This is a genomic window from Xanthomonas sp. NCPPB 1826 (genome assembly GCF_056725285.1).
Genome location: NZ_CM161521.1, coordinates 755,506 through 776,227 on the forward strand (window position 1 = coordinate 755,506; position 20,722 = coordinate 776,227).

General features: G+C 62.1%; 21 protein-coding genes and 1 pseudogene. 12 read left to right on the forward strand and 10 right to left on the reverse strand.

From position 1 onward, the window contains the following. Nucleotides 1-14: 14 nt before the first annotated feature. Entirely contained in the window at nt 15-461 is a 447-nt protein-coding gene (locus AC1PLA_RS03275; protein ID WP_481105589.1) for a transposase, read from the reverse strand. Next, nucleotides 349-666 carry a transposase gene (locus tag AC1PLA_RS03280; RefSeq protein ID WP_481106151.1) on the reverse strand — a complete coding sequence of 106 codons (318 nt, stop codon included), beginning with the start codon at nt 664-666 and terminating at the stop codon, nt 349-351. Before AC1PLA_RS03280 ends, AC1PLA_RS03275 begins: the two co-directional genes overlap by 113 nt. A 222-nt stretch (nt 667-888) precedes the next feature. On the opposite strand from AC1PLA_RS03280, the gene AC1PLA_RS03285 reads away from it, so the two are divergent. After that, complete coding sequence (locus tag AC1PLA_RS03285) at nt 889-1,527, forward strand: hypothetical protein (RefSeq protein ID WP_481105590.1); 639 nt, start codon at nt 889-891, stop codon at nt 1,525-1,527. Between the two features lie 9 nt (nt 1,528-1,536). Then, nucleotides 1,537-2,475 (forward strand): XVIPCD domain-containing protein, encoded by a 939-nt coding sequence (locus AC1PLA_RS03290; RefSeq protein ID WP_481105591.1) that lies wholly within the window; start codon nt 1,537-1,539, stop codon nt 2,473-2,475. 226 nt (nt 2,476-2,701) lie between these two features. On the opposite strand, the gene AC1PLA_RS03295 is transcribed toward AC1PLA_RS03290, so the two are convergent. Next, nucleotides 2,702-3,088 (reverse strand): hypothetical protein, encoded by a 387-nt coding sequence (locus AC1PLA_RS03295; protein ID WP_349779718.1) that lies wholly within the window; start codon nt 3,086-3,088, stop codon nt 2,702-2,704. 539 nt (nt 3,089-3,627) lie between these two features. Further along, entirely contained in the window at nt 3,628-4,374 is a 747-nt protein-coding gene (locus tag AC1PLA_RS03300) for a hypothetical protein (protein ID WP_349779717.1), read from the reverse strand. A 458-nt stretch (nt 4,375-4,832) separates the two neighbouring features. Between AC1PLA_RS03300 and AC1PLA_RS03305 the strand changes: the two genes are divergently transcribed. The 10 genes and pseudogenes from AC1PLA_RS03305 (at nt 4,833) to AC1PLA_RS03350 (ending at nt 15,507) form a co-directional block, all read left to right on the forward strand. Next, nucleotides 4,833-5,102 (forward strand): hypothetical protein, encoded by a 270-nt coding sequence (locus AC1PLA_RS03305; RefSeq protein ID WP_104593049.1) that lies wholly within the window; start codon nt 4,833-4,835, stop codon nt 5,100-5,102. Further along, the gene (locus AC1PLA_RS03310; protein ID WP_104601117.1) at nt 5,099-5,512 is read left to right on the forward strand and encodes a SymE family type I addiction module toxin; all 414 of its coding nucleotides are present in this window, start codon (nt 5,099-5,101) and stop codon (nt 5,510-5,512) included. Before AC1PLA_RS03305 ends, AC1PLA_RS03310 begins: the two co-directional genes overlap by 4 nt. Nucleotides 5,513-5,601: 89 nt before the next feature. After that, a pseudogene (locus AC1PLA_RS03315) lies at nt 5,602-6,220 on the forward strand (hypothetical protein). A gap of 75 nt (nt 6,221-6,295) precedes the next feature. Continuing rightward, nucleotides 6,296-6,937, forward strand: coding sequence for a hypothetical protein (locus AC1PLA_RS03320; protein WP_257998296.1), 642 nt, complete (start codon nt 6,296-6,298; stop codon nt 6,935-6,937). A gap of 108 nt (nt 6,938-7,045) precedes the next feature. Continuing rightward, nucleotides 7,046-7,948, forward strand: a complete 903-nt coding sequence (locus tag AC1PLA_RS03325; RefSeq protein WP_181105707.1) for an XVIPCD domain-containing protein — start codon at nt 7,046-7,048, stop codon at nt 7,946-7,948. Nucleotides 7,949-8,027: 79 nt separating this feature from the next. Continuing rightward, nucleotides 8,028-8,621 (forward strand): hypothetical protein, encoded by a 594-nt coding sequence (locus AC1PLA_RS03330; RefSeq protein ID WP_146010630.1) that lies wholly within the window; start codon nt 8,028-8,030, stop codon nt 8,619-8,621. A 622-nt stretch (nt 8,622-9,243) separates the two neighbouring features. After that, nucleotides 9,244-9,816, forward strand: a complete 573-nt coding sequence (locus AC1PLA_RS03335) for an RNA polymerase sigma factor (protein WP_481105592.1) — start codon at nt 9,244-9,246, stop codon at nt 9,814-9,816. Between the two features lie 94 nt (nt 9,817-9,910). Continuing rightward, nucleotides 9,911-10,234: a DUF4880 domain-containing protein gene (locus AC1PLA_RS03340; RefSeq protein ID WP_104601114.1), complete on the forward strand. Its 324-nt coding sequence runs from the start codon at nt 9,911-9,913 to the stop codon at nt 10,232-10,234. A 680-nt stretch (nt 10,235-10,914) separates the two neighbouring features. Then, nucleotides 10,915-13,362, forward strand: a complete 2,448-nt coding sequence (locus AC1PLA_RS03345) for a TonB-dependent receptor plug domain-containing protein (protein ID WP_481105593.1) — start codon at nt 10,915-10,917, stop codon at nt 13,360-13,362. Between the two features lie 69 nt (nt 13,363-13,431). Continuing rightward, nucleotides 13,432-15,507, forward strand: coding sequence for an Atxe2 family lasso peptide isopeptidase (locus tag AC1PLA_RS03350; RefSeq protein ID WP_481105594.1), 2,076 nt, complete (start codon nt 13,432-13,434; stop codon nt 15,505-15,507). Nucleotides 15,508-15,577: 70 nt separating this feature from the next. Here AC1PLA_RS03350 and AC1PLA_RS03355 read toward each other — a convergent pair whose 3' ends face one another. The 6 genes from AC1PLA_RS03355 to AC1PLA_RS03380 all read right to left on the reverse strand — a co-directional run bounded on the left by AC1PLA_RS03355 (nt 15,578) and on the right by AC1PLA_RS03380 (nt 20,629). After that, nucleotides 15,578-17,311 (reverse strand): lasso peptide isopeptide bond-forming cyclase, encoded by a 1,734-nt coding sequence (locus tag AC1PLA_RS03355; protein ID WP_481105595.1) that lies wholly within the window; start codon nt 17,309-17,311, stop codon nt 15,578-15,580. Beyond that, nucleotides 17,311-17,985: a lasso peptide biosynthesis B2 protein gene (locus tag AC1PLA_RS03360; RefSeq protein ID WP_481105596.1), complete on the reverse strand. Its 675-nt coding sequence runs from the start codon at nt 17,983-17,985 to the stop codon at nt 17,311-17,313. Before AC1PLA_RS03360 ends, AC1PLA_RS03355 begins: the two co-directional genes overlap by 1 nt. A 110-nt stretch (nt 17,986-18,095) precedes the next feature. Continuing rightward, nucleotides 18,096-18,242: a benenodin family lasso peptide gene (locus AC1PLA_RS03365; protein ID WP_016903880.1), complete on the reverse strand. Its 147-nt coding sequence runs from the start codon at nt 18,240-18,242 to the stop codon at nt 18,096-18,098. A gap of 48 nt (nt 18,243-18,290) precedes the next feature. Then, on the reverse strand, nt 18,291-18,431 hold the full coding sequence (locus AC1PLA_RS03370; protein WP_104538648.1) for a lasso peptide xanthomonin 1: 141 nt from the start codon (nt 18,429-18,431) through the stop codon (nt 18,291-18,293). A gap of 246 nt (nt 18,432-18,677) precedes the next feature. Then, nucleotides 18,678-19,292, reverse strand: a complete 615-nt coding sequence (locus AC1PLA_RS03375; RefSeq protein WP_481106152.1) for a GntR family transcriptional regulator — start codon at nt 19,290-19,292, stop codon at nt 18,678-18,680. 311 nt (nt 19,293-19,603) lie between these two features. Continuing rightward, the gene (locus AC1PLA_RS03380) at nt 19,604-20,629 is read right to left on the reverse strand and encodes an alpha/beta hydrolase (RefSeq protein ID WP_349779710.1); all 1,026 of its coding nucleotides are present in this window, start codon (nt 20,627-20,629) and stop codon (nt 19,604-19,606) included. Between the last annotated feature and the right edge of the window lie 93 nt (nt 20,630-20,722).

Genomic DNA, 20,722 nt, shown 5'->3' on the forward strand with positions numbered 1-20,722 from the left:
GTCAGGTTCACTTATCAGTCGACGGCGCTTGATTTGCTTGGCCGATGAGCGGTCCTGACGCTTGCAAAGCGGCGGGTCTTGGCTTCGACCATCGCGCGGAAGGCATCGTGGCCAAGGTCTCGCTGCTGCTGTAAATGAAGGCGGATGCTGGCGAGCAGTTCGTTGGAGAGGGCTTCATCGAGCAGGGCACGGTAGGTGTCGGATCGCTCGATTGGGTCGCTGCCAAGCGCGAGCCAATAGGGATGTGGTGTCAATGCGGAGTGACTGCGCTGGCCTACGTTGGCTGGGCAGCTGGACCAGCGATACGCCGCCGGGTCGTCGGTCAGGCGAGCACGTACCGGGTTGAGTTCAATATAGCGATAGCCGCGAAGGACGTAGTCCGCGCTGTCCAAAAGGCAGGCTTTGTAGCGCCCTTCCCATGGTGTGCCGGTGCGCCCGTGGCCGCCACTGAACAGCGCCACGTACGTTGTGCCCAAGCCGCTGCATCAGTTGCCCGATCCATCCCGTTGCTGGAGGCGTGGCAAGCAAGTGCACATGGTTGTCCATCAACACATAGACATGCAGCTGGCAGCCTATGGCGTATAGGGCATCACGCAATAGATGCAGGTAGCGCAATCGGTCGCCATCATCCAGAAAGCACGGCAAGCGATTGTTCCCGCGCTGCATGATGTGCTGCGGGATACCGGGAAGGTCGATATGCGGAAGTCTGGCCACCTAGCAAGACTCGCAGCAAGGTATTGGTTCTGACAGCGAGGGACACCCTGCCAAAGGGTAAGGCCGCAGCCTGAAATTTGCGTAGGAAGTGACCTTGCCGCTGTCAGCGGTGTATAAATAAGCAGAGCCATAGACGCGCGGCTCGCTAGTCTTGCTTAAAGTGAAGGGATACACATGCAACGATACGGGCAGCTTCTGCTGTGTGTTCTGGTCTGCTCAGGCATCTCGCTGCTGACAGGTTGCCAGGCACAGACAACCCAGACGCAGGACGTGCCAACGCGCGTTGCGGCTGATGGGCAGGTTCCCATCGTACGACCGCTGCAGTTGGCGGGGATGACCAGTCCGATGGTGGTCGAATTCAACGTGCGGCCTCCTGGCAAGAATGCGACTGACACACTCTTCCTGGGTATCCGCATCGGTGACGAGGATGCTCTGAAGTCACTTGAAGCTGCTCAAGCGCTCCGCAGATCCGGCCTGCACGCTGAGCTTGTTCTGAAACGGCTCGAACCAAGCGGCGCAATCAGCATGCCATTGGTGCGTGTTGAATCGCAGGCAGGCGTTCCCGCTCGGACCGTCGCTGTGAATGCAGACGGGCGTGTTCCAGGCGTGTGGCTGGACGAGGTGGATGGCTCGTCCCTTCAATCTGCAGGTCTGGAATCTCCAGAACGTCGCTACACGCAGCTTGCCTTTGCATGGGCGCAAGGAATTCAGCCTGGCAGGTATCAGCTGAGGATCAGGCTGCTTGGCCAGCCGCCGCAGTTGGCATCGATCCAATCCGAGTTGCTGGTCGCTTACCGGCACAAATCAAAGTAGGAACACCTCATGGACGATAAATACGCCGTCACTCTCTACGTTGCCGCGCCGGGGACACCGCTTCTTGACGGTGGAACATCAGCGGCAGGGCACATGTACTACACAGTCACGCACGGGAAGGAACAAACCAGCTTCGGGTTTGCGCCCATCGAGCACGGCGTGATGTCAGGACCTGGAAAGGTCTACAACGATGACGCCGATCAATACCAAAAGCCTTTCTATCAACGCACGATGGAGATCAGCAAGGATCAGTACGAAAAATTGATGGAGTTTGGTGCAAAGCCCGGCGAACACGGCTTCAATACGCGGTATCACGGCGCAATGAACAGTTGCATCGATTACACATGGGGCGCTGTCAATTACGCCGGTCTGCATCGTACCGACCTGAAGTTCATACAGGATAAGGACTTCGAGGGTGGCCTGAAACCGCTCAGCAACGTTGAGTACATCCGTAGTATCAAAGCCCCTGTTCCCGACAGCGAATTGAACACTGAGCAATACAACCCGATGCCGGAGCGGACACTCCTGCAGCGCGTGATCAGTGATGCGCAGTTGCCAGACAAGGATCGTGAGATGCTCAACACGATTCGGGAACAGGTTGCAGGCATCGATCAGCAACATGGCAGGGCCTACGATGCCACTAGCGAGAAGATTTCCGTTAGTTTGCTGGCAACCGCCAAGGAGAGCGGACTTAGCCGCGTAGACCACGTGGTCCTCGGAAACACTCCCGGTGATGGAGCAGGCCAGCGCCTATTTGTAGTGCAAGGCGAGTTGAGTAACCCTGCTCACCTCAGAGCATCGATAAAGGCCGAAGAAGCAGCAAAAACACCTGTCGAGCAGTCATTCGCAAAGGTCGAGCAAATCTCTAACACCCAACACGAGCGTGCGTTGGCAGCACAGCAGGAACCCGCAATTGAGCAAAGTCGGGCGCCGATGCAGATGGGTTGATCGCCGTTGGTTTGGCTGGGAAAGGGAGTCGGTTAGTGAGGGAATAGCTGGGGTCAGGGTTACTTATCAGTTGGCGGCACTTGGCTTGCGTGACCGATAAGTGAGCTTGACGCTGGCGAAGCAGCAGGTCCTTACTTCGAGCGTCGCATGAAAGACAGCGTGGCTGGGCCTCTGCTGCTGCCACGAATAATGGCATATTACGGTTTTTATCGTTCTTATGATTGAATTAGAAGGTCAACGTTTCTTCGGTATCTGCATAGACCAGTACGACCTTTTCGCCTGCATACGGTAAGGCGACCTCAGGTGACGATGGCTCAGTCTTGGAAAATTCAACTTTCGCCATGGTGTCACATTTATCACTGATGCTGCATCTGCGAATGGCAATACGCAATACGCCGTGGTCGTTTGTGAAATCCACACCGGGAGAATAAAAGAGGCTTTCTGCAGGCATGTGGTAGCTAATTCGGATTGCATTGCCCTCTGCTTTTTCGATCTTGACGGGCTGAACATCTTTCTTCTTGTAATCAGAGCGTATCTTTCCTCCTGTACATGCAGTCAAAGTTGATATCACAAATAATCCCGCAGCAAGAGTAAGCCTGATTTTCAAATTCATATCAATACCTATCTGTAAATTCGCCAAAATAACTTGGCGCCTACTCCCCAATGTCCTGCGGAGCTCGGTGCACTATAAGCTTGCTTAGGTGGATTCCGTCTGCAGAATGAAATCCGACCATCCATGTAACCGGTACAGGTGGCGCGGCCACCGAGGGCTGCGCTTCTTTCATGATGGAGGGAAGCTTGCAAGCTACTGACGCCTTGTAACCTGCCCCCGAAGAGCTAAGTACCTTGCATTGGAAGCCGAGGTTCTCAAGATTCTTTTGCGCGGCTGTGAGAGGCGAGCCGATCGGATTATCCGCTTCAAGCTGCTGCCTTGCTTCAGTGGAAGACTGTTGAGTATTAAACACGAGCCGTGAGTCTTGCTGCATGGCAGAGCACCCCGATATGAAAAAGAGGCTAGCAGCTACCAGTGGTGCTAGAGGACTACGGTTGGCTTGAGGATCGTTTTGCATGATTTGACAGCTTCACCGCAATCACACGGACGGTCATCCATGTGGATGTCGGTTGCAAGTATGCTCCCATAAGGTAGTGGAGCTATGACGTAACAGAGTCCGGTTTAACTTGATCTCGTTTCATCGCAGTCTGTGCGTCGGTTGCTGCCACATCTTTCGCTTTGCTCTTCAATGCCATCTCGAGCAAATATTCATAGGTCTGAAGCTTACCCCTAGCAGATGTGGCCACCCAGCAGATCATCCAGAAGAACAGCAGGAAAATACCCACCATTGCTGTCAATGGGGACATTGCTAAAGGATTGCCACCTGCGCGCAGAACCAGAAAGAGCGACACCGCGACCGGTAGAAGTCCTAGCTTGTCGATGCTTCCAGCCAATAGCGCAATGCGGCCCGCACGGCGCATATGACTGTAGCGGGCGTGATCTAGCATGACTTGCAGGGTTGCCGCCGGATACCCTTTCAGCCAAGTCACCTCCTGCATGAATTGCTCCAGTTGATGATCAGTGCGCATTGCTTGATCTACTGTCCACCGACGTAGATCAATCACAATTCCATAGATGCTAAGCACAAACAGGACGATCAGCGCTACCAATGCAACCCAGAAGCCAGCCGTTGCTGCCTTCTTTAGCAACTGGGGAGGAACATTGGTAAAGCTTAAGAACGAAGCAATAAGGGTCAGGGCGATTCCCAATGCCATAACGATGGCTGCGCCGCGCACGAGGCGGCTTGGGCTGGCAGTGTCGGCCGGGAACTCTGGTAGTGCGCGCAGGCGTTCTTCTAATACCCTGAAGGTCAAGGGAACGACCGGTGCTACGCCGCTACTTTCCATGACACCTGCCATCGTTGAGTGATACGGCAAGATTAAAGGTGTCTGGCCTACACGGCCAGGTGGAAATGATGGGACGGCACGAAATTTATTTCGTAGTGCGCCCGGTTCGTAGCGGGCCTGTGATCTTAACTTTCTGAGCACAGGGGCTGTGTTTCCGCGCCTTTTGGATCTGCCTTTCAAGAACAGATGGCCACAGTTGACATCGCAATCCGTGCGTTGCAATCTCCAACTTAAGGAGCGTCGAAACTCCTCAGACAGCGGTACCCACCTCCGTCAAACCGGTGGGTTTTTTGTGCCTGCATCCTGCAGGTACAAGCCGACGCGATGCCTGCGTCGGGAGGGCGGCTAATACAACACCCTTCGGGGAAATACGCCCGCCGGCTGTCTGCGGTTTCGAACCTCCCGACATCCCGTCGCCGTCGGCGGCGGTTCTTGGGTTGTTCCAGGAGGGCATTGCCATGTCTACCGCACTTTCCATGCCGGCATCTGTGCCGGTTGATCTGTTGCCAGCCTCCGCTCGCCGCGTGCTCTGGGATGAGGGCGAGGTGCTGCGCGGGATCGTCGCAGGCGCAGCTGTTGAGCAGGCGAGCGAGCATCCCGCGCATCCGCTGAGTCGCCAGCTCGTTGTGTTACCGCACACCTCGCGCCGCCTGTCGGCACGCAGGGCTGCGCCATTGCAGCAGTACGTCGCTGCAACCATCACCCGCCACCACCCGGAGGCGCCATGACACGCCGCCGCCCACCCACGGCATCTGCCAGCGCACGGCCCACCCGCACGCGTGCGCGCCCCACGCCGCCCAAGCGCGTGCAGTGGGTTGTTGTGGAACCCGACTGCACCAAGCTGCCACCGATGCTGCCGCCCGACCCGGACGCCTCCCCGCAAGGCCCCGGCACGCTACGCGCACCCCGCCGCGCCCGCCGCCCGCGCCAATGCACCGTCAGCTACACCCATTACCCCGGCGCCCACGACCATGCCGGCGACCAGCACGTGCCCCACGTCCGCCTCAGCGGCCTATGGCTGGAACAACTGGGCTTTGCTATCGGCACCAAGCTGCGCATCACCGCCAGCGCGGGGCAGTTGTTGATGGAGGTGTTGCCGCCGGTTGAGGTGCCGGCCAAGGCGCGCAGCGTGCGGTGATGATGGTGCGGCTGCCAGACCCCTTGCGATTGACCTCGGTGCCGGATGCCACTAGCGTCGCAGCCACACCAGCGCACAACGGACGCTTCATGATCGCGCGCCCCCTCTACGCCTTGCTGGCCACCCTCGCTCTGGGCGCATGCGCCCACACGGCGGCCACCTCAGCCCCGGCAACCGTCACGGAGACATCTGCCATGAGTTTATCCAGCCCTGCCACGGTGCCGCCTGGTAAGCTCACTGCGGAGGATTTACTTGGCCAACTGCTTGCCTTGATCAAGGGCAGCCAGACCATCTCCGACTTCACTCCCGAGCGTCTGAATTCAGCGATGGGGCAGGTGGTTCAATTCGTGAAAGACGATAAAAACGCCGATACCGTGCTTTTGGCCCGCTCACCAAAGAGTGGGGTTACGGCTTTGGTGTTGATGAAACCAAACTCGATGGGCGATGGTTCGAATTCCCTTTTGACCGCAATGTGGCCGGTGCATCACCTCCGATGACCGAGATCTGCGGTCTCGACTTCGATCACTTACCCAGCAGCTTGAACGAATGGGATTCACGCGCGAGCGCAACATCGTCGAGGATGGCCGCTGGATGAGTGACTTCTTTACACGCCCAGGGATGCGTGTAGAGGTTTTCCCACGGGGAGAGGCTGCGGAACCGCAACAGCTGGTGGCCCACAACTGCATCAAATGGATCTACATCCGATAAGATCGCCTCATGGGCCTGGACGTGCATTTTTGCCTTAAGCGTCAGATCCAGCATCACACTCACAGGAGAGATACGGTGCTTATTACAAGCGGTCGAATGCGCTTTGCCGTTGCGGCATCGATCATCGGTCTGATCATAGGCTGCAGCATGCAATCGCCCCCCGCAAATACCTCCATTGCAAAGGAGCAGTCAGATATGCAAACCACAGTGCCATTGACGCGAAGCTTGCTTTCGCACGACGGAGAAAACATGGTGCTTGAGTTCGACGTACCTGCCCAGCCGGAGGACGCGAACCCACCAATTTTCATCGGCGTTCTATTGACGGGAAATGACATGGGCACGGTAGCGGATGCCGCCGACCGTCTGGTGCGTGCCGATATCATTGCAGTCGTGCATCTGGAACGTATCGAGCAGGCCGGGGCGGTTCCGGTGGAGCTGCAGCGCAGTCAGCGTGTCGGAAGAGAACAAGAGTTGCCTGTTGCCATCGCCGCAGACGGCATTGCAAAGGGGTTGTTCGCGCTAAATGCAGATGTCGCGACAATGGCACGCGCTGGGCTACCCCCGACCGGCACGGTCTCCGAGGAGCTCGCGTTTGCCTACAGTACTTCCCTCCAGGCTGGTCGCTATCGTCTCCGATTGCGTATTGATCAGAACCGGCGGGCATTGCTAGATGAGAACGCTCAGCTGTTGATTGCTTACACTCACAAAGCAAAATAAGGTTGGCGAGACATGGATGATCACGACAAACGCTACACTGTCACCGTCTACGTCGCTGCGGCGGGCACCCCACTCTTGATCACCGGCGGCAACTCCATGGCCGGCCACATGTACTACACAGTAAGCGACGGCAAGGAAGTTAATAGCTATGGGTTTGCTCCCGCTGAACACGGCGAGTCTAGCGGGCCGGGAAAGGTATTCAAGGATGACGTCAGGAACTATAAAGATCCTTATTACTCGCGCACGATGGAAATCGATCAGTCGCAGTACGAGAAGCTAAAAGACTTCGGCAAGTCGCCTGCGAAACATGGGTTCAATATGGAGTACGGTGGCGCTTCCAACAGCTGCATCGACTTCACGTGGGGTGCGCTGAACCATGCGGGACTGCATCGTACGACCAGACAGGGGGTCGACAAGGACTTTGAAGGCGCGCTCAAGCCGGTAGGGAATGTCGACGAGATCAAGAGCATCCATGCCCCCTTGCCTAACAGTGAGTTGAACAGGGAGCGCAGTAATCCTAAGCCCGATCAGCTCTGGTGGCAGAAAGTGATCGGAGAGGCGCATCTACCCGGTAATCAGTTGCCCCCGGGCGAGGTCAGTGCAGTAGCCGCGCATCCACAGGCGCATGATCCACTTCATCGCCAGGCCGAGGATGCCGTTCGTCGCCTTGAGCGAGGCCTCGGCAGGGAATACGACGACAACAGCGCCCGCCTTGCAGCAAGCAGCGCATATCTAGCCAAGGAAAGCGGGCTGGCGCGGATCGATCACGTTGTGCTGAGCGAGAACACCAAGTCCGTGCGACAGGGTGAGAACGTCTTCGTTGTGGAAGGCGCGTTGAACGACCCCGCTCACAAGATGGCGCACATGAAGACCAACGACGCGATTGCACAGCCGGTTGAGCAGTCTCTCGCGCAGCTCCAGGCTTTGGGCGAGACGCAGCGTCAGCAGCACTCCCAGCAGCAGGAGCAGCAGCGCGAGCAATCGATCGCCCCGCAGCACCGGATGGTGTGAAGGATACAGATCCGATGTTCTGCGATGCTCTTCTCGGGCGGCTAGGGTTGTGGGTGCATCCAGAACGGAGGACGGGGACATGATCTTTTTCTCGGCGCATGTGACTGACCCGGCGAGCGGCGCCGCATGCGGTAGGGGATGCGCGGTGAGCCTGTTAGTGTCGATGGCGGTCTGTCTGATTCTTGCGGCGCCTGTTTCCGGCACTCCGGTCTTTCAGCAGGCTGTTGTAGCATCCGGAAGCAGAGCGCAGCCGGAAGCGCCTGATGTAATGAGGCGACTTAGGCGAGACATAGACCGCTTGCTCATCACGGACTTCAAGGATATTGCGGCGCTTGATTCTTTACTGACGACAAGACTCGGCCCCATCCAGTCACGAGATGGGGTGGCTGTACGCGGCGGTAGCAATGGTCTGTTGGCAGGCATCGCCGTGCGTAATATCGAGCTGCGGGGTGCGCAAGAAGATCGATCACGAACAACTCTGGTGATAGAGGTCTGGCCGTCCCGCGTTCTTTTCGATGATGCGGCCTGGGCAGATGCCCTCCCGTATCCGCCTCACCCAGATGCGCCCGGCTCCAGGGCTTACAGGCTGCTGCAGGTCGGTACGACGCGAGTTGTCATTGGTCTAACCGAAGACCAGCTGCACGTGAGTTACATCACCATCAGCAAGACTTGATTCAACCGGTGCAGTCAGGTTGTCTGCAGGATGGATGAGGCGTATGTGGTCAATTCACTGGAGGACAGCTGCGTCACGCCGTCCGATCGCATCTTGATCAAGAAGAAGTATCCGGGCGCTCACGGGCCCGTCGAGTTTCAAAAGGCGGCACATAGAAGCTGAGTAGTGGTCGACATTGCAGAGACGCATGCGCATTCGTGAGGTGAGCACACGCATTGGTCTAGTGCACGCTTCGTAGCAAGCGGCGTATCCGTTATCTGCAACTGCTAAAGCGTGCCGCCTCGCTGTTTGCATAGAGTGCGCGGGAAAAGCGTGGCAACCGGGCGATGCCGCGCTCCGCTGCGCGTGCAGCGATCTAGTGTCGAGCGCGTGGTGGTCATGCCCCAGGCTGACTAACGCGCAAAACGTAGGGGGTTAGCATCGCTTGCCGTCATAGAGGAAGAGGTGGGGCTGCGGTTCGGGGTGCGGTGCCCACCACCCACTCTCCCTCTTTTGGCTGCACTGCTCATGTTCAGATCCACTTGCACGGCCCTTGCGCGCGCGTTGCGCTGGTGCGTCGTGTCGCAAGATGCGTGGGGAAGTTGGTGGGCAGCGGCACTTGGCCGAAGGCGCGGCGATCACGATGAGCTCGCGTGACGGGCCGCCTGCGGCGCGCGGCCAGCTGTCGCTCGGGGACAGGGAGCGCCTGCGTGCCGAGTTCGACCAGGCACTGGCCGCACTGCATCCTGAGCTGTTGGTGTACCTGCGCCGCCGTACGCGCGATGCCGAAACCGCTGCAGACCTGGCGCAGGAGACCTTCTCGCGGATGATGGTGTACCGCGATGCGCCCAACATCGGCGACCGCCGGCTGCTGATGTATCGCATCGCGCACAATCTGGTGATCGAGCTGCGGCGCTCGCGTCAGCGGCGGCTGGCGGCGCTGCACGTGTCGCTGGATCAGGTGGCGCCGATCAGGGCCGACGAGGCCGGCGTGGACGAGATCGCCGAGGCGCGCCAGACGCTCGATGTGCTGCTCAAGCGCACCTTGCTCGAGCTGCCGCCGAAGTGCCGGCTTGCGTTCAAGCTCAGCCGGTTCGACGGGCTCACCTATCCGCAGATCGCCGCGAAGATGGGGATCTCCACCAAGATGGTGGAGAAGCACATCAGCCGCGCGCTGCTGGCGTGTCGTGCGGCCGTGGGGGAATTGCCGCAGTAACCGGGCTGCAAGGCGGCTGGCTGGCGCCGCCGGAAGATGCTGGTAGCATCGTGCGCGAGGGCGCAGGGAGACCGCCCGCCGGGAGTCACCAGCCATGCGTGCAGAGTCCGGGCGCATCCACGCGCAGGCGGCCGCCTATCTCGTTCGACACGGCAGCGAGACTGCTGCCGAGCGCGCTGCGCGTGAGGCGTGGCTGGCTGCCGATCCGCGCCACCGTGTGGCCTACCAGCAGTTGCTCGACGTGGACGAACACGCGTCGGCAGTGCTGAATGATCCTGAGTTGCAGGCCGCCACTGCACGCGATCTGGAACTGCTGACGCCGGCCTCTGCCCGGCGTCGTCGCTGGCTCTGGCTGTTGCTGGCAGCGATGCTGGTTGCCGCGATCGGCTACGCGGTGCATCACCTGCCGATGCAGTAGCGCGCACTCAACACTCGGCACTCAGCAAACCGCACTGCGTGTTGCAGAAACCGTTGAATGTGCGCTCTGTTGCAGCGCTGCCTGCATATTGCACACGTTGCTGGTAGGGCATTGCGCTTGCGCAACATCACTTGTTGTCGGGGGACGCAATGGCGATGGTGCCGCGCCCAGGACGCGAAGGATGCACATGCAAGCACGACGGGCAGTATCGGGGAGCGGTGTCGGTTTTGGTCATGCACGTAGCAGACTGGCAGTGGCGGTGGTCTCGCTGCTGTCGCTGCACAACCTTGCGGCGCAGGAACGCACGGCTGCGCAACGCGTGCAAACCCCAGCGGTGGAAGCGGATGCGTAGCGCGGTGATGCGCCGTGCATTTAGCCAAGGCAGGCGTGGATTGGTGATGGCGATGCGGGCGTAGTGGACGCGTAGCAGGTAGTGGGGAAAGGGCAATTGCATACACAGCAATGACGTGTCGGGCCCGGATGGGTACCGGAGCCATTTTGCGTGCGCAATGATTGCTCGAAAATCAAACAGTTAGTGATACTGGTCGCTGCTCGCCGCGTTGCGGTGCCCGCGTTTTAGCAGTGGGTGCAGGACCGATCTTGCTCAGCTGGCGATGCGCGCCGGGTCGCCCCGGAGTGCGCCGTCGGCGGGCCAACCCAGGCAAGCCAAAGGACGCAGCATGAAGACACGCACGTTACGCAACGCCATTTCCATCGCCCTGCTAGCCGTGGCGAGCGGGGCGGCAGGTGCGGTGGGGGCACGGGCAGCGACAGCGCAGGGGGCGAAGCAACCTCCTGCAGCGGCGCAGAAAACGCCGGCAGCCGTGGCACCGAACGCAGACGAGCCGCCCAGGCCCGGCTCGCCGGAGGCTGCGATTGCGGCGGCCGCGCCGGCGCAAACAGCCGCGACCGAGTTGGAGTCCATCGAAGTCACCGGTACGCGCATCAAGGGCGGTGCAGTTCCATCGCCGGTGATTTCGATCAGCGCGGCGCGTATCCAGGAAGAGGATTTCAGCGATCTGGGCGAGGTGATCCGCAGCGTGCCGCAGAACTTCTCCGGCGGGCAGAACCCGGGCGTGCTGAGCGGCAATCTGGCCGGGGCCGGCAATGCGAACCAGAACATGACCGGCGGCGCGAGCCTCAACCTGCGCGGGCTGGGCGCCGATGCCACGCTCACCCTGCTCAATGGGCGCCGGCTTGCCTATGGCGGATTCACCCAGGCGGTGGACCTCAGCGCGATCCCGGTGGAGGCAGTGGAGCGGCTGGAGATCGTGGCCGACGGTGCGTCGGCAATCTATGGGTCGGACGCGGTGGGTGGCGTCGGTAATGTGATCCTCAAGCGCGACTACGACGGGGTAAGCGTTGGCACGCGCTTCGGGCGGGCCACGCAAGGCGGGCTCACCTCGCGGCAATACAGCGTTACGGCCGGCACCACCTGGCGTAGTGGTGGAGTGATCGCGACCTATCAGGACGTGTCCGCAGACCCCATCTACAGCCGTCAGCGTAGTTACACCACTCAACTCACCGACCCGTCCACGCTGTATCCGGGCAGCGACCTGCGCAGCGGGCTGCTGAGTGCCTACCAGGCGCTGGGCGACAACGCCGAATTGCGCCTGGATGCGTTACGCACTGAACGCGACCAACTGCACTTTTACGCTGTCAGTGGCCGCAACAGCCGGGTCACTCCGACCACCACCAGCCTGCTGCTGTCACCGAGCCTTGTGGTGTGGTTGCCCAACGACTGGACGCTGACATTGGGCGCCACCGACGGCAACAGCAAGCACGATCAATACCGCCAGGAGACGGCGCTGGCCAGCGGTGCGGTGAGCGTGACCGACCTGTGCTATTGCAACGACAGCCGCAGTTACGAGCTGGGCGCGGAAGGGCCGCTGTTCGCGCTGCCGGCAGGCGATGCGCGCCTGGCCACCGGGGTGGGGTATCGCAGCAACACGTTCCGTAACGTCAACCACGTCAGTGGCGTGGAGACGATCGACGGCAGCGAAAGCGCGCGCTTTGCCTATGCGGAGCTGAACCTGCCGGTGGTGGGCCCGGCGCAGGGCGTGCCCGGTGTGCAGCGACTGACGCTGACAGCGGCGGTGCGCGGGGAGGACTACAGCAGCTTCGGCGGGGTGACGACGCCCAAGTTCGGTGTGCTGTATGCGCCTGGCAGCGATGTGACGCTCAAGGCCTCGTGGGGCAAGTCGTTCAAGGCGCCCACGCTGTTCGAGCGCAACTACGCGCAGGAGGCGTGGCTGTTCCAGCCGGGCGCGTTCGGCGGGGTAGGCTTTCCCGCCGGGACGACGGTGCTGGTGGCCGATGGCGGCAACCAGGATCTGCAGCCGGAGCGCGCCATCACCCGCTCGGTCTCGCTGGCCTGGCACCCCGAGGCGCTGGATGGCCTGGAGGCGGAGCTGACCTGGTTCGGGGTGGACTACAGCAACCGCGTGCTGCAGCCGATCGCCAATGCCAGCCAGGCGTTGCGCAATCCGATCTACGCGCCTTTCGTGGACCGCACGCCGACGCCGCAGGCGCAGGCCGATGTGATCGCGCTCGCCAGCCGGTTCTCCAACTTTGCCGGCGTCGCCTACGACCCGAGCCGGGTGGCGGCAATCATCTACACGCAGTACGCCAACGTGGCGCAGCAGGACATCAAGGGTCTGGACCTGAGCGGTAGCTACCAGGTGGCGTTGGCGCGCGGCACGCTGACCTTGCGCGGCTCGGCGAGCTGGCTGGACAGCACGCAGCAGACGTTGCCCGCGCAACCGACGTTCGATCTGTCCGGCACGCTGTTCAACCCGCCCAAGCTGAGCAGCCGCGTGGGCGCGGTGTGGAAGCAGGGCGGGCTTACCGCCTCGCTGTTCGGCAACTACCGCGGCGGGGTGCGCAACCGCGCCGACGGGGTGGAGTCGGCATCGTTCACCACATTCGATATGGCGTTGCGCTACGCCACCGGCGCACGCCGCGATGCGTGGGCGGGGCTGGAGTTCGGTGCGTCGGTGGACAACGCCTTCGATCGCGCCCCGCCGTTGTATCGGGTGACCTCGCCGCTGTATGTGGCGCCGTACGACTCCACCAACTATTCGGCGATTGGTCGCTTCGTGAGCGTGTCGGTGTCCAAGCACTGGTGATGCATCGGCTGCCTGCTGCAGCCGATGTACTGGCGATGGTCCTTGAGCGTTGCTGAGAGGAGTGTGTGCGTGAGGAATCACAAACCATGGCGCCTGCTGCTTGCAGGCGTGCTGATGGCGGCAGGTGCATGCGTGGGACACGCGCAAACGGTATCGTCCCAGCGATTGCTGGAGGTGGTGGATATCGGCAGCCCCACGCTGTCGCCGGATGGCCGCAGCGTGGCCTTTCGCACCGAGCAGGCAGCGGTGCAGCGCAATACCTACGACAGCGTCTGGTACGTGCAGGGCCTGCAGGACGCTGCGCCCAGACGCATTGCCGATGGCGGCGTGCCCTTGCGCGATTCGGCAGGCGGGTCCTTGCCTGCAAAGGTGCTGTGGTCGCCGGATGGGCGCTGGCTGTACTACCGCGCGTTGATCGATGACGTGATTGCGGTGTGGCGCGCGGCGGCGGACGGTTCCGGCGCGGAAGCGGTGACCCACGATGCGGCCGACGTGCAGGAGTTTTCGCTGGACGCGGATGGGCGGGTGCTGCGTTACCGCGTCGGCGCCACGCGCGCGCAGGTCATGGGGGCCGAACAGGACGAGTATGCGCAAGGCATCCGGATCGACGAGACGGTGCCGCTCGGGCAGGGCCTGTTCCGCTCGGGCAATGTGCAAGGACGCCTGGCGACGCAGCGCTTCGGCACGGTGTGGTTCGATCGCACCGGCTTGTCGGCGGATGTGCCGGAGCACTGGCTGGCGCTGGACCTGGCCACGGCAACCACGCGGCCACTCGCGGATGCGCCGGTGCCCGCGGAGGAATCGCCCGTCAGTACGCACGGTGTCGACGGTGACGTGTGGCAGTCCGTGCCTGCGCCCGGTGGGGCGGTGGCGGTGCTGTCGCGTGTGGGTGATGGCAAGGGCCAGCTATTCCGTCCGCAGGTGGCGCTGTCAGTCCTGCCCGGTGCACATGCGCGCAAGGCCGTGCGCTGCACGGCAGCGGCCTGCGTGGGAAAGGCAATCACTGCAGTGCAGTGGCGCCCGGGCAGTGCGGAGGTGTTGTTCACCATCACCGATCCTGCTTTGGGGCTTGCGCAATCCATCCATCGCTGGGACCCGGCCAGCGGCCAGGTGCAGCTGGTAGTGCAGGGCGGCGGGTTGATCAATGGCGGGCGCGATCCATCGGCACACTGTGGCGCATCGGCCACGGCACTGGTCTGCGTGACGGCCGATGCCGACCGCCCGCCACGTCTGGAACGCATCGCGCTGGACAGCGGCACGCGCGGCGTCCTGTTCGACCCCAATGCGGCGTTAGCGGTGGACATGGCAAACGCGACGCCCGCGCGCCTGTTGCAGTGGACCGATACCCGCGGACGGCACTACAGCGGGCAGTTCTTTGCGGCACGCGGCCACGGCGACGGCCAGGTGCCGTTGTTTGTCACCTACTACAGCTGCCCGGGCTTCGTGCGCGGTGGCGTGGGCGATGAGTGGCCGCTGGCCGCGTTGGCGCAGGTGGGCATCGCAGCGCTGTGCATCAATCAGCTACCCGGCTACACCATGGATGCGGTGGAACGCCACGGCGAAGGACTGGCGGCGGTGGAAAGCGCGGTGGCCTTGCTGTCGTCGCAGGCCGGCATCGATCGCAGGCGGGTGGGCATGGGCGGGCTGAGCTTCGGCGGTGCGGTGACTCTGTGGACGGCGACCGAGTCGAACCTGCTGGCTGCCGCTTCGGTGGCCAACCCGGTGGTGTCGCCGTCGTACTACCTGTTCGGCAGCATGAAGGGCGAGCCCTTCCTCAAGGGGCTGCGCGAGATGTGGGGCCTGGGTGCACCGGAGCAGACACCCGAGCGGTGGAAGGCGCTGTCGCCGGCGTTCAAGCTGGAGCGGATTCGCGCGCCCATCCTGTTCCAGCATTCCGAGCAGGAGTATCTGTACGCGCTGGATTACCTGATTCCCCTGCTGCGTGCGCAACGCGCCGAGTTGTACGTGTTTGCAAACGAGCCGCACCAGAAGTTCCAGCCGCAGCACAAGTTGGCCGTGTATGCGCGCAACGTCGACTGGTTCCGCTTCTGGTTGCAGGATTACCAGGACGCTGCACCGGAAAAGGCCGCGCAGTACGCGCGCTGGCGTGCAATCAAGGCGGCACTGCCGGCGCGTGACGACTAGTGTGGGTGGTGCGGCTGACGCGTGGCACGTTGGCATGCGGGCGGCACGCACCTACGCAGCGCAGGCAATGTCAGCCCTGATGACGGACCCAGTTCTCGACCGCACACAGGTCGAAGATGCGCATGACGCTGTGGTCGCCGTCGGCCAATGTATGGTCCAAATGGTGGCGCAGGGCATCGGCATCCAGCAGGCCCTGGCCTGCAAGCCGACCCTGCAGCAGATAATCGCGGATCTGCTGCCTGCCCCGACGATAGACCGCGCCGGAGTAGTTCATGAAGGTGCCTTTGCTGCGGCGGTGCAGGATCTGCGCAGGCAGCACATCCGCAAACGCATCGCGTGCCACGGCGCGATTGCGGCCGCCAGCGATCCACATCCAGCTCGGCACTGTCAGGCAGGCTTCCACCACCGGTTGCGACAGCAGCGGCATGCGCAGGTGCCACGACGCACTGCGCGCCAGTCCATCGCGGAAAACCTGGGTGCCGGCCAGATCGATAATACGTTCGCGGTCGCCGGGCAGGCTGTCGGGTGGGGCATCGAACCAGGGATGTGATTGCAATGGAACCGCAGCCTGCGTGCTCGGCAGAAACGATCGTTCCGGCGTGCGCGGCGGGCCGGCCTTGGCGCGGAGCTTCCTGATCGTCAGCCTGCCTGCTTTCCAGAGCGTGCACTGGTGCAGCTCGGCAAGCGCATGGACTGCGCTGACGCCGGCGCGCAGGCCGCCTGCACGGAAGGCATCCGCGGCGGGCGCGGCGGTTCTGGTGTTGCAGAACACGGTGTCGCCACCGCCGCCGGAAAAGAAACTGGTGATGGCCAGCTGCGTGCCGATCGCTTCTTTCAGCGCATTGGAGGCATGCTGCAGAAACCAGGTACTGGGCGCGACCGCATGTGCCGGCGGTGCGAAATCGACCGGTGCAGCGTCGAGCCCCAGGGTGCGCACGATCAGTTCGGTGCCCAACAGATCGCTCATCTGCCGGGCATAGTGCCGCTCGTCGGCGCCAGGCACCGGCGTGACCAGATTGCAGCACGCCACGCGCGCGGTGGTGTCTTTCAGGCATGCTGCGAGGATGGAAGAATCTAGGCCACCAGAGAGTTCCAACAGCAAAGATGCATCGGTCCGCGCCCAACATGTGACGCTGGAGGCCACCGCCTGACGCACCTGCGCCTGTGCGTCGAGTGGGTCGTGCCGGCGTCGAGAGGCTGCGACGAAATCCCAGGGGTTCCAGACGTGTTCGACACTGCTGCGGTTGGACTGCAGACACAGCTGGCTGCCCGGCAGCAATTCGCGTACGCCGACAAGCCCGGTGCGCTCGGTCTTGAGGTGCGGGTAGTACAGATGATGGGCGATGGCGTCCCAGTCGATCTCACGCGTGTACACACCCGCATGCGTGGCGATCGAGATGTCTGAAGTGATGAAGCCATGCTGTAGCGCGTAAACGCATGCCACGCCGCCGGAAGGCTCGCGCATGACGGTGATGGCGCTCGGGTCCGCGTGCGGTGCATGCAACAGCAGGTACTCGCCCCAGTGCGTATCGATCAGGTGCCGCGTCCGCTGTGCTGCGGAAAACGCATGCAGCGATGCGCCGTCGACCAAGGGGGCGTTGTCGCGCTGCGAAAAGACATGGCCGATCAGTGCGCCGCCACAAGGCAGGTCGAGCACGGGCGTGTCGTCTGATGCATACAGGTCGATGTGCCCAGCGCGTTGCCGTAGCTGTAACCCGATCTGTCGCAACGACGCATCGACAGCGGCGCGGTCGCCATCGCGGTGTGCCTGCGCATGGTTGAACAAGGCGATGTAGCGGTACATCACACCACCCGGATGGGGGTATGCGCGTGGACGTTGCCGACCGTGTCGTTCAAGACCAGATCGCCTGCCTGTACCCAGCAATGGGCCGAAAACGGATCGAGTGCGACCCCGAAGACAAGCTGGGCGTCGAGCTGGCGCCTACGTAGGAATTTTGCCAATGCGACTGAATCGAGCAGGCAGCGCATCTCGACCGGCACCCACACACGTGAGTGCCGAAAGACGGACGCCGCATCGGTGAGCCGCTGCTCGAGTCCGGCGACCGAGCGTTGCTGCGTCCCCCGACCCTGTGCGCCAGCGGAGAGGCTGCCAAGTACCCTGCCAAGCGGCTTGCATTTCAACGCCAGGCGTGTGGACAGCACAAGTGCCAGCACCTCGAGCTTTTCAAACAGTTTGGGTTGTCGCGCCGGTACAGGCATTTCCATCGCGCTACGCGCAACAGGTATGACGGGAAGCTGCGGGCCGGCGGTCGCTTGCGAACGCTCCACCAGCAAGCCCCGTTCGACAAGGTCGTTGATCTCCAGGTCCGACACCGGGTCATGTGCCAGGTAGGCGAGCAGGGAGTGCTCCGGTGCCTGGGGCAGGCGGAAATAGCGGTCGTTGCCGACATCCAGGAATACCAGGCGCTCGCCGATGCGGCAGAACGTTAGGTCGTTGCGCAATGTGTAGCGGTGCATGGCGCTGTCCTTGAGAGAGAAGGGGCGCACCGTTGCAGTGCGCCCCGTGGCCTGGGAAGTTGCTCACCGGCATGTACAGCCGAGTGGCGACCGCCGCGCGTTGGCTGCGCCTAGTCCTGGCTGATGCCCAGCGTGGTGCTGCCACCCATTTCTTCGCCTGCCAGTGGCCCGCCCTGTGTGTCCAGGCTTGCGATCCCAAGCACGATGAGATCCTGACCAAACGTCGTGGTGTGCGCGTCGTTGTTGCTGGTATCCATGGTCTCTACTCCTGGTGGGAGAGGCGTGCGCTCAGGCACGCCTCGGGTTCACTCTTCGGAAATGCCAGGCACGTTGAAGCCGCCGATTTCTTCGCCAGCGAGCGGGCCGCCTTTGGTGTCGGTGCTGGCAACGCCAAGCACCGTGATCTCGCTGGATGCATCGCTGTAGGTGGTGTCATTGATGTTCATCGCTGTCTCCTGGTTGTGCCATGGGGATCCATGACGCAGACACGTTAGGAAACGGGCGTATTGATTTTCAAATGATTAAGTCGTGACACCGTCATAATTAAATGCACTGTGTGACCGCCATCGAAGATGGCCGCGCAAATCTGGCCGGTGGCGTCGCATCGCACCTTTCACGCCACATCAGGCGCACGTCACAGGCAGCTCGCAAGCACAGCATGCAGGTCCCGCAATGTGCTGCGCTGACGACACTCAGTCGTCGAAGCTGGAAGCCTGATTGATGCGCTCATTCATCGCCGCCACGATGCGCGGCACGGCCTGGATACGGCGTACGTGATAGGCATGCAACGCTGTCTGCAACGCGGCAAGGTCGCGCTGCTGCCAGTGCAGCGTGAGCTCTGCCAGTTCTTCTTCGAGAGAGTCGAGCAGGCCATGTTTGGCACGTCGCACCGGTGCCAACCGGTCGTTGGTCTGCCTGACGGCATGATGCAGCGACCAATGCGCCGTGGCATGGGCGATGGCGTCGAAGAGCTTCCAGGTCTGCTTGACCACGTCCGCAGGTGCGGTGGTGGTCTCCAACTCGCCAGGGGCGTGCGGTGTCGATGCAACGCCGATATCGCAGGCCATCCGCAGCAGGCGGTCCATCCAGTCGTAAAGATCCCGCAGTGCGACCTCGGTGAGCAGCGGCACCTGCAAGCCATAGCGTGCGTGATCGATGACCAGGCCTTCGCCGACCAGGCGATGCAACGCAAGGCGTACCGGCGTGGGGCTGACCTTGAACTCGGCAGCCAACGTTGTCGGATCGATGCGCTGACCGGGTCGATACCGGCCGGATTGCAGGGCGCGCCTGACCTGCGTATAGGCGATGGTACGTTGGAGTGGATCCCATGCATGGCGAACTCCTTGTCTGACCGCGACTCCTCCCCTGGCTGGATCGTACATGCAATGGCTGCGGCAGGAGTTGCTGCGGTAGTCCTTTTTAGTCCCAGGCCTGTCGCATCGTGCCGCTACGAGGCAGGCTTGGAGCCAATACCCTGTCCCGACAGTAATAGTTTTGATAACGCACAAACTAGGATCAAAAAAGAGGGCCGCCTGGTATGCCAGGGCGGCCCTCGTGTGGACATTATCTGTTCCTGCTATCGCGTGGCACGCCTGTCGTGCCAGACGCTGTGCCTTGTTTAGCGGAACGACTCGCGCAGCCGCTTGCCTGCGTACTCCTGTGCGGCCTTGGCCTTGGCAACGACTGCGGCGCAGCCGAAGAACTCGTGCGTTACGCCGGTGTAGACCTCACGCTCGACCGGTACGTTGGCGTCCTTGAGCGCGTCTTCCAGCTTGGCGCCATCGCTGCGCAGCGGGTCGATGGTGGCGTTGATGATCGTCACCGGTGCCAGGCCGCGCAGGTTGGCGTTGACCAGGTCCAGACGGGTATCTGCCTTGTCGGCGTCGCTGCGGATCAGGTGCCCCACGAACCATTCGATCATGGGCTTGTTCAGAGGCTTGGCGATGGCGTTTTCGATGTAGGACTCGGTGTGCAGGCTGCCGGTCTGCCCGACCGGGTAGACCGCCAGGATATGCGTCGGTGCCGGCAGCCCCTTGTCGCGCGCGGCCACGGCCGTGGCGATGGCGAGGTTGCCGCCGGCGCTCTCGCCTGCGAGGGCGACACGCTGCGGGTTGCCGCCGATGCTTGCCGCGTTTGCCAGCACCCATTCGTAGGCGGCCAGCGCGTCGTCCCAGGCGGCGGGGAACTTGTGCTCGGGCGCCTGGCGATAGTCGACCGAAACCACGATGGCGCCGGTTTCCTTGGCGAGCCCGCGCGCGCCGCCGTCATAGACCTCGGCATTGGCGATCACCCAGCCACCGCCGTGGAAATAGACGATGACCGGCAGTGCGGTGCCACCTTGCGGGGTATAGACGAAGGCCGGGAGATTGCCGGCGGGCGTTTCCAGCGTGTGGGAGGTGCGCTTGACGCCGGGCACCAGCGCCTCCGGGTCGGCGGACTTGCCCTGGTCGTGCAGGAGCTTGTTGACCGCATCCGCAATGGTCGGCTGCTGCCGGGCTTCGGCTGGCGTCAGCTTCTCGATGGCCTTGGGCTCGAGCGCATCGTGGGCCTGGGCCAGGTCGTGCATGTCGTCGTCGGCACGGATTGCGCCGATGACGTTGGAGAGGGTGTCGATGATCGGGTTGGGCTTGCCGTGCTCTGTCATGTGGGCGTCTCGGTTGATTGACCGTGACGCTAGCGGCGGTGCAGTCAATGGGGCGACAAGGGAGCTCGGCCGTTATGCACATGGCGGCAACAT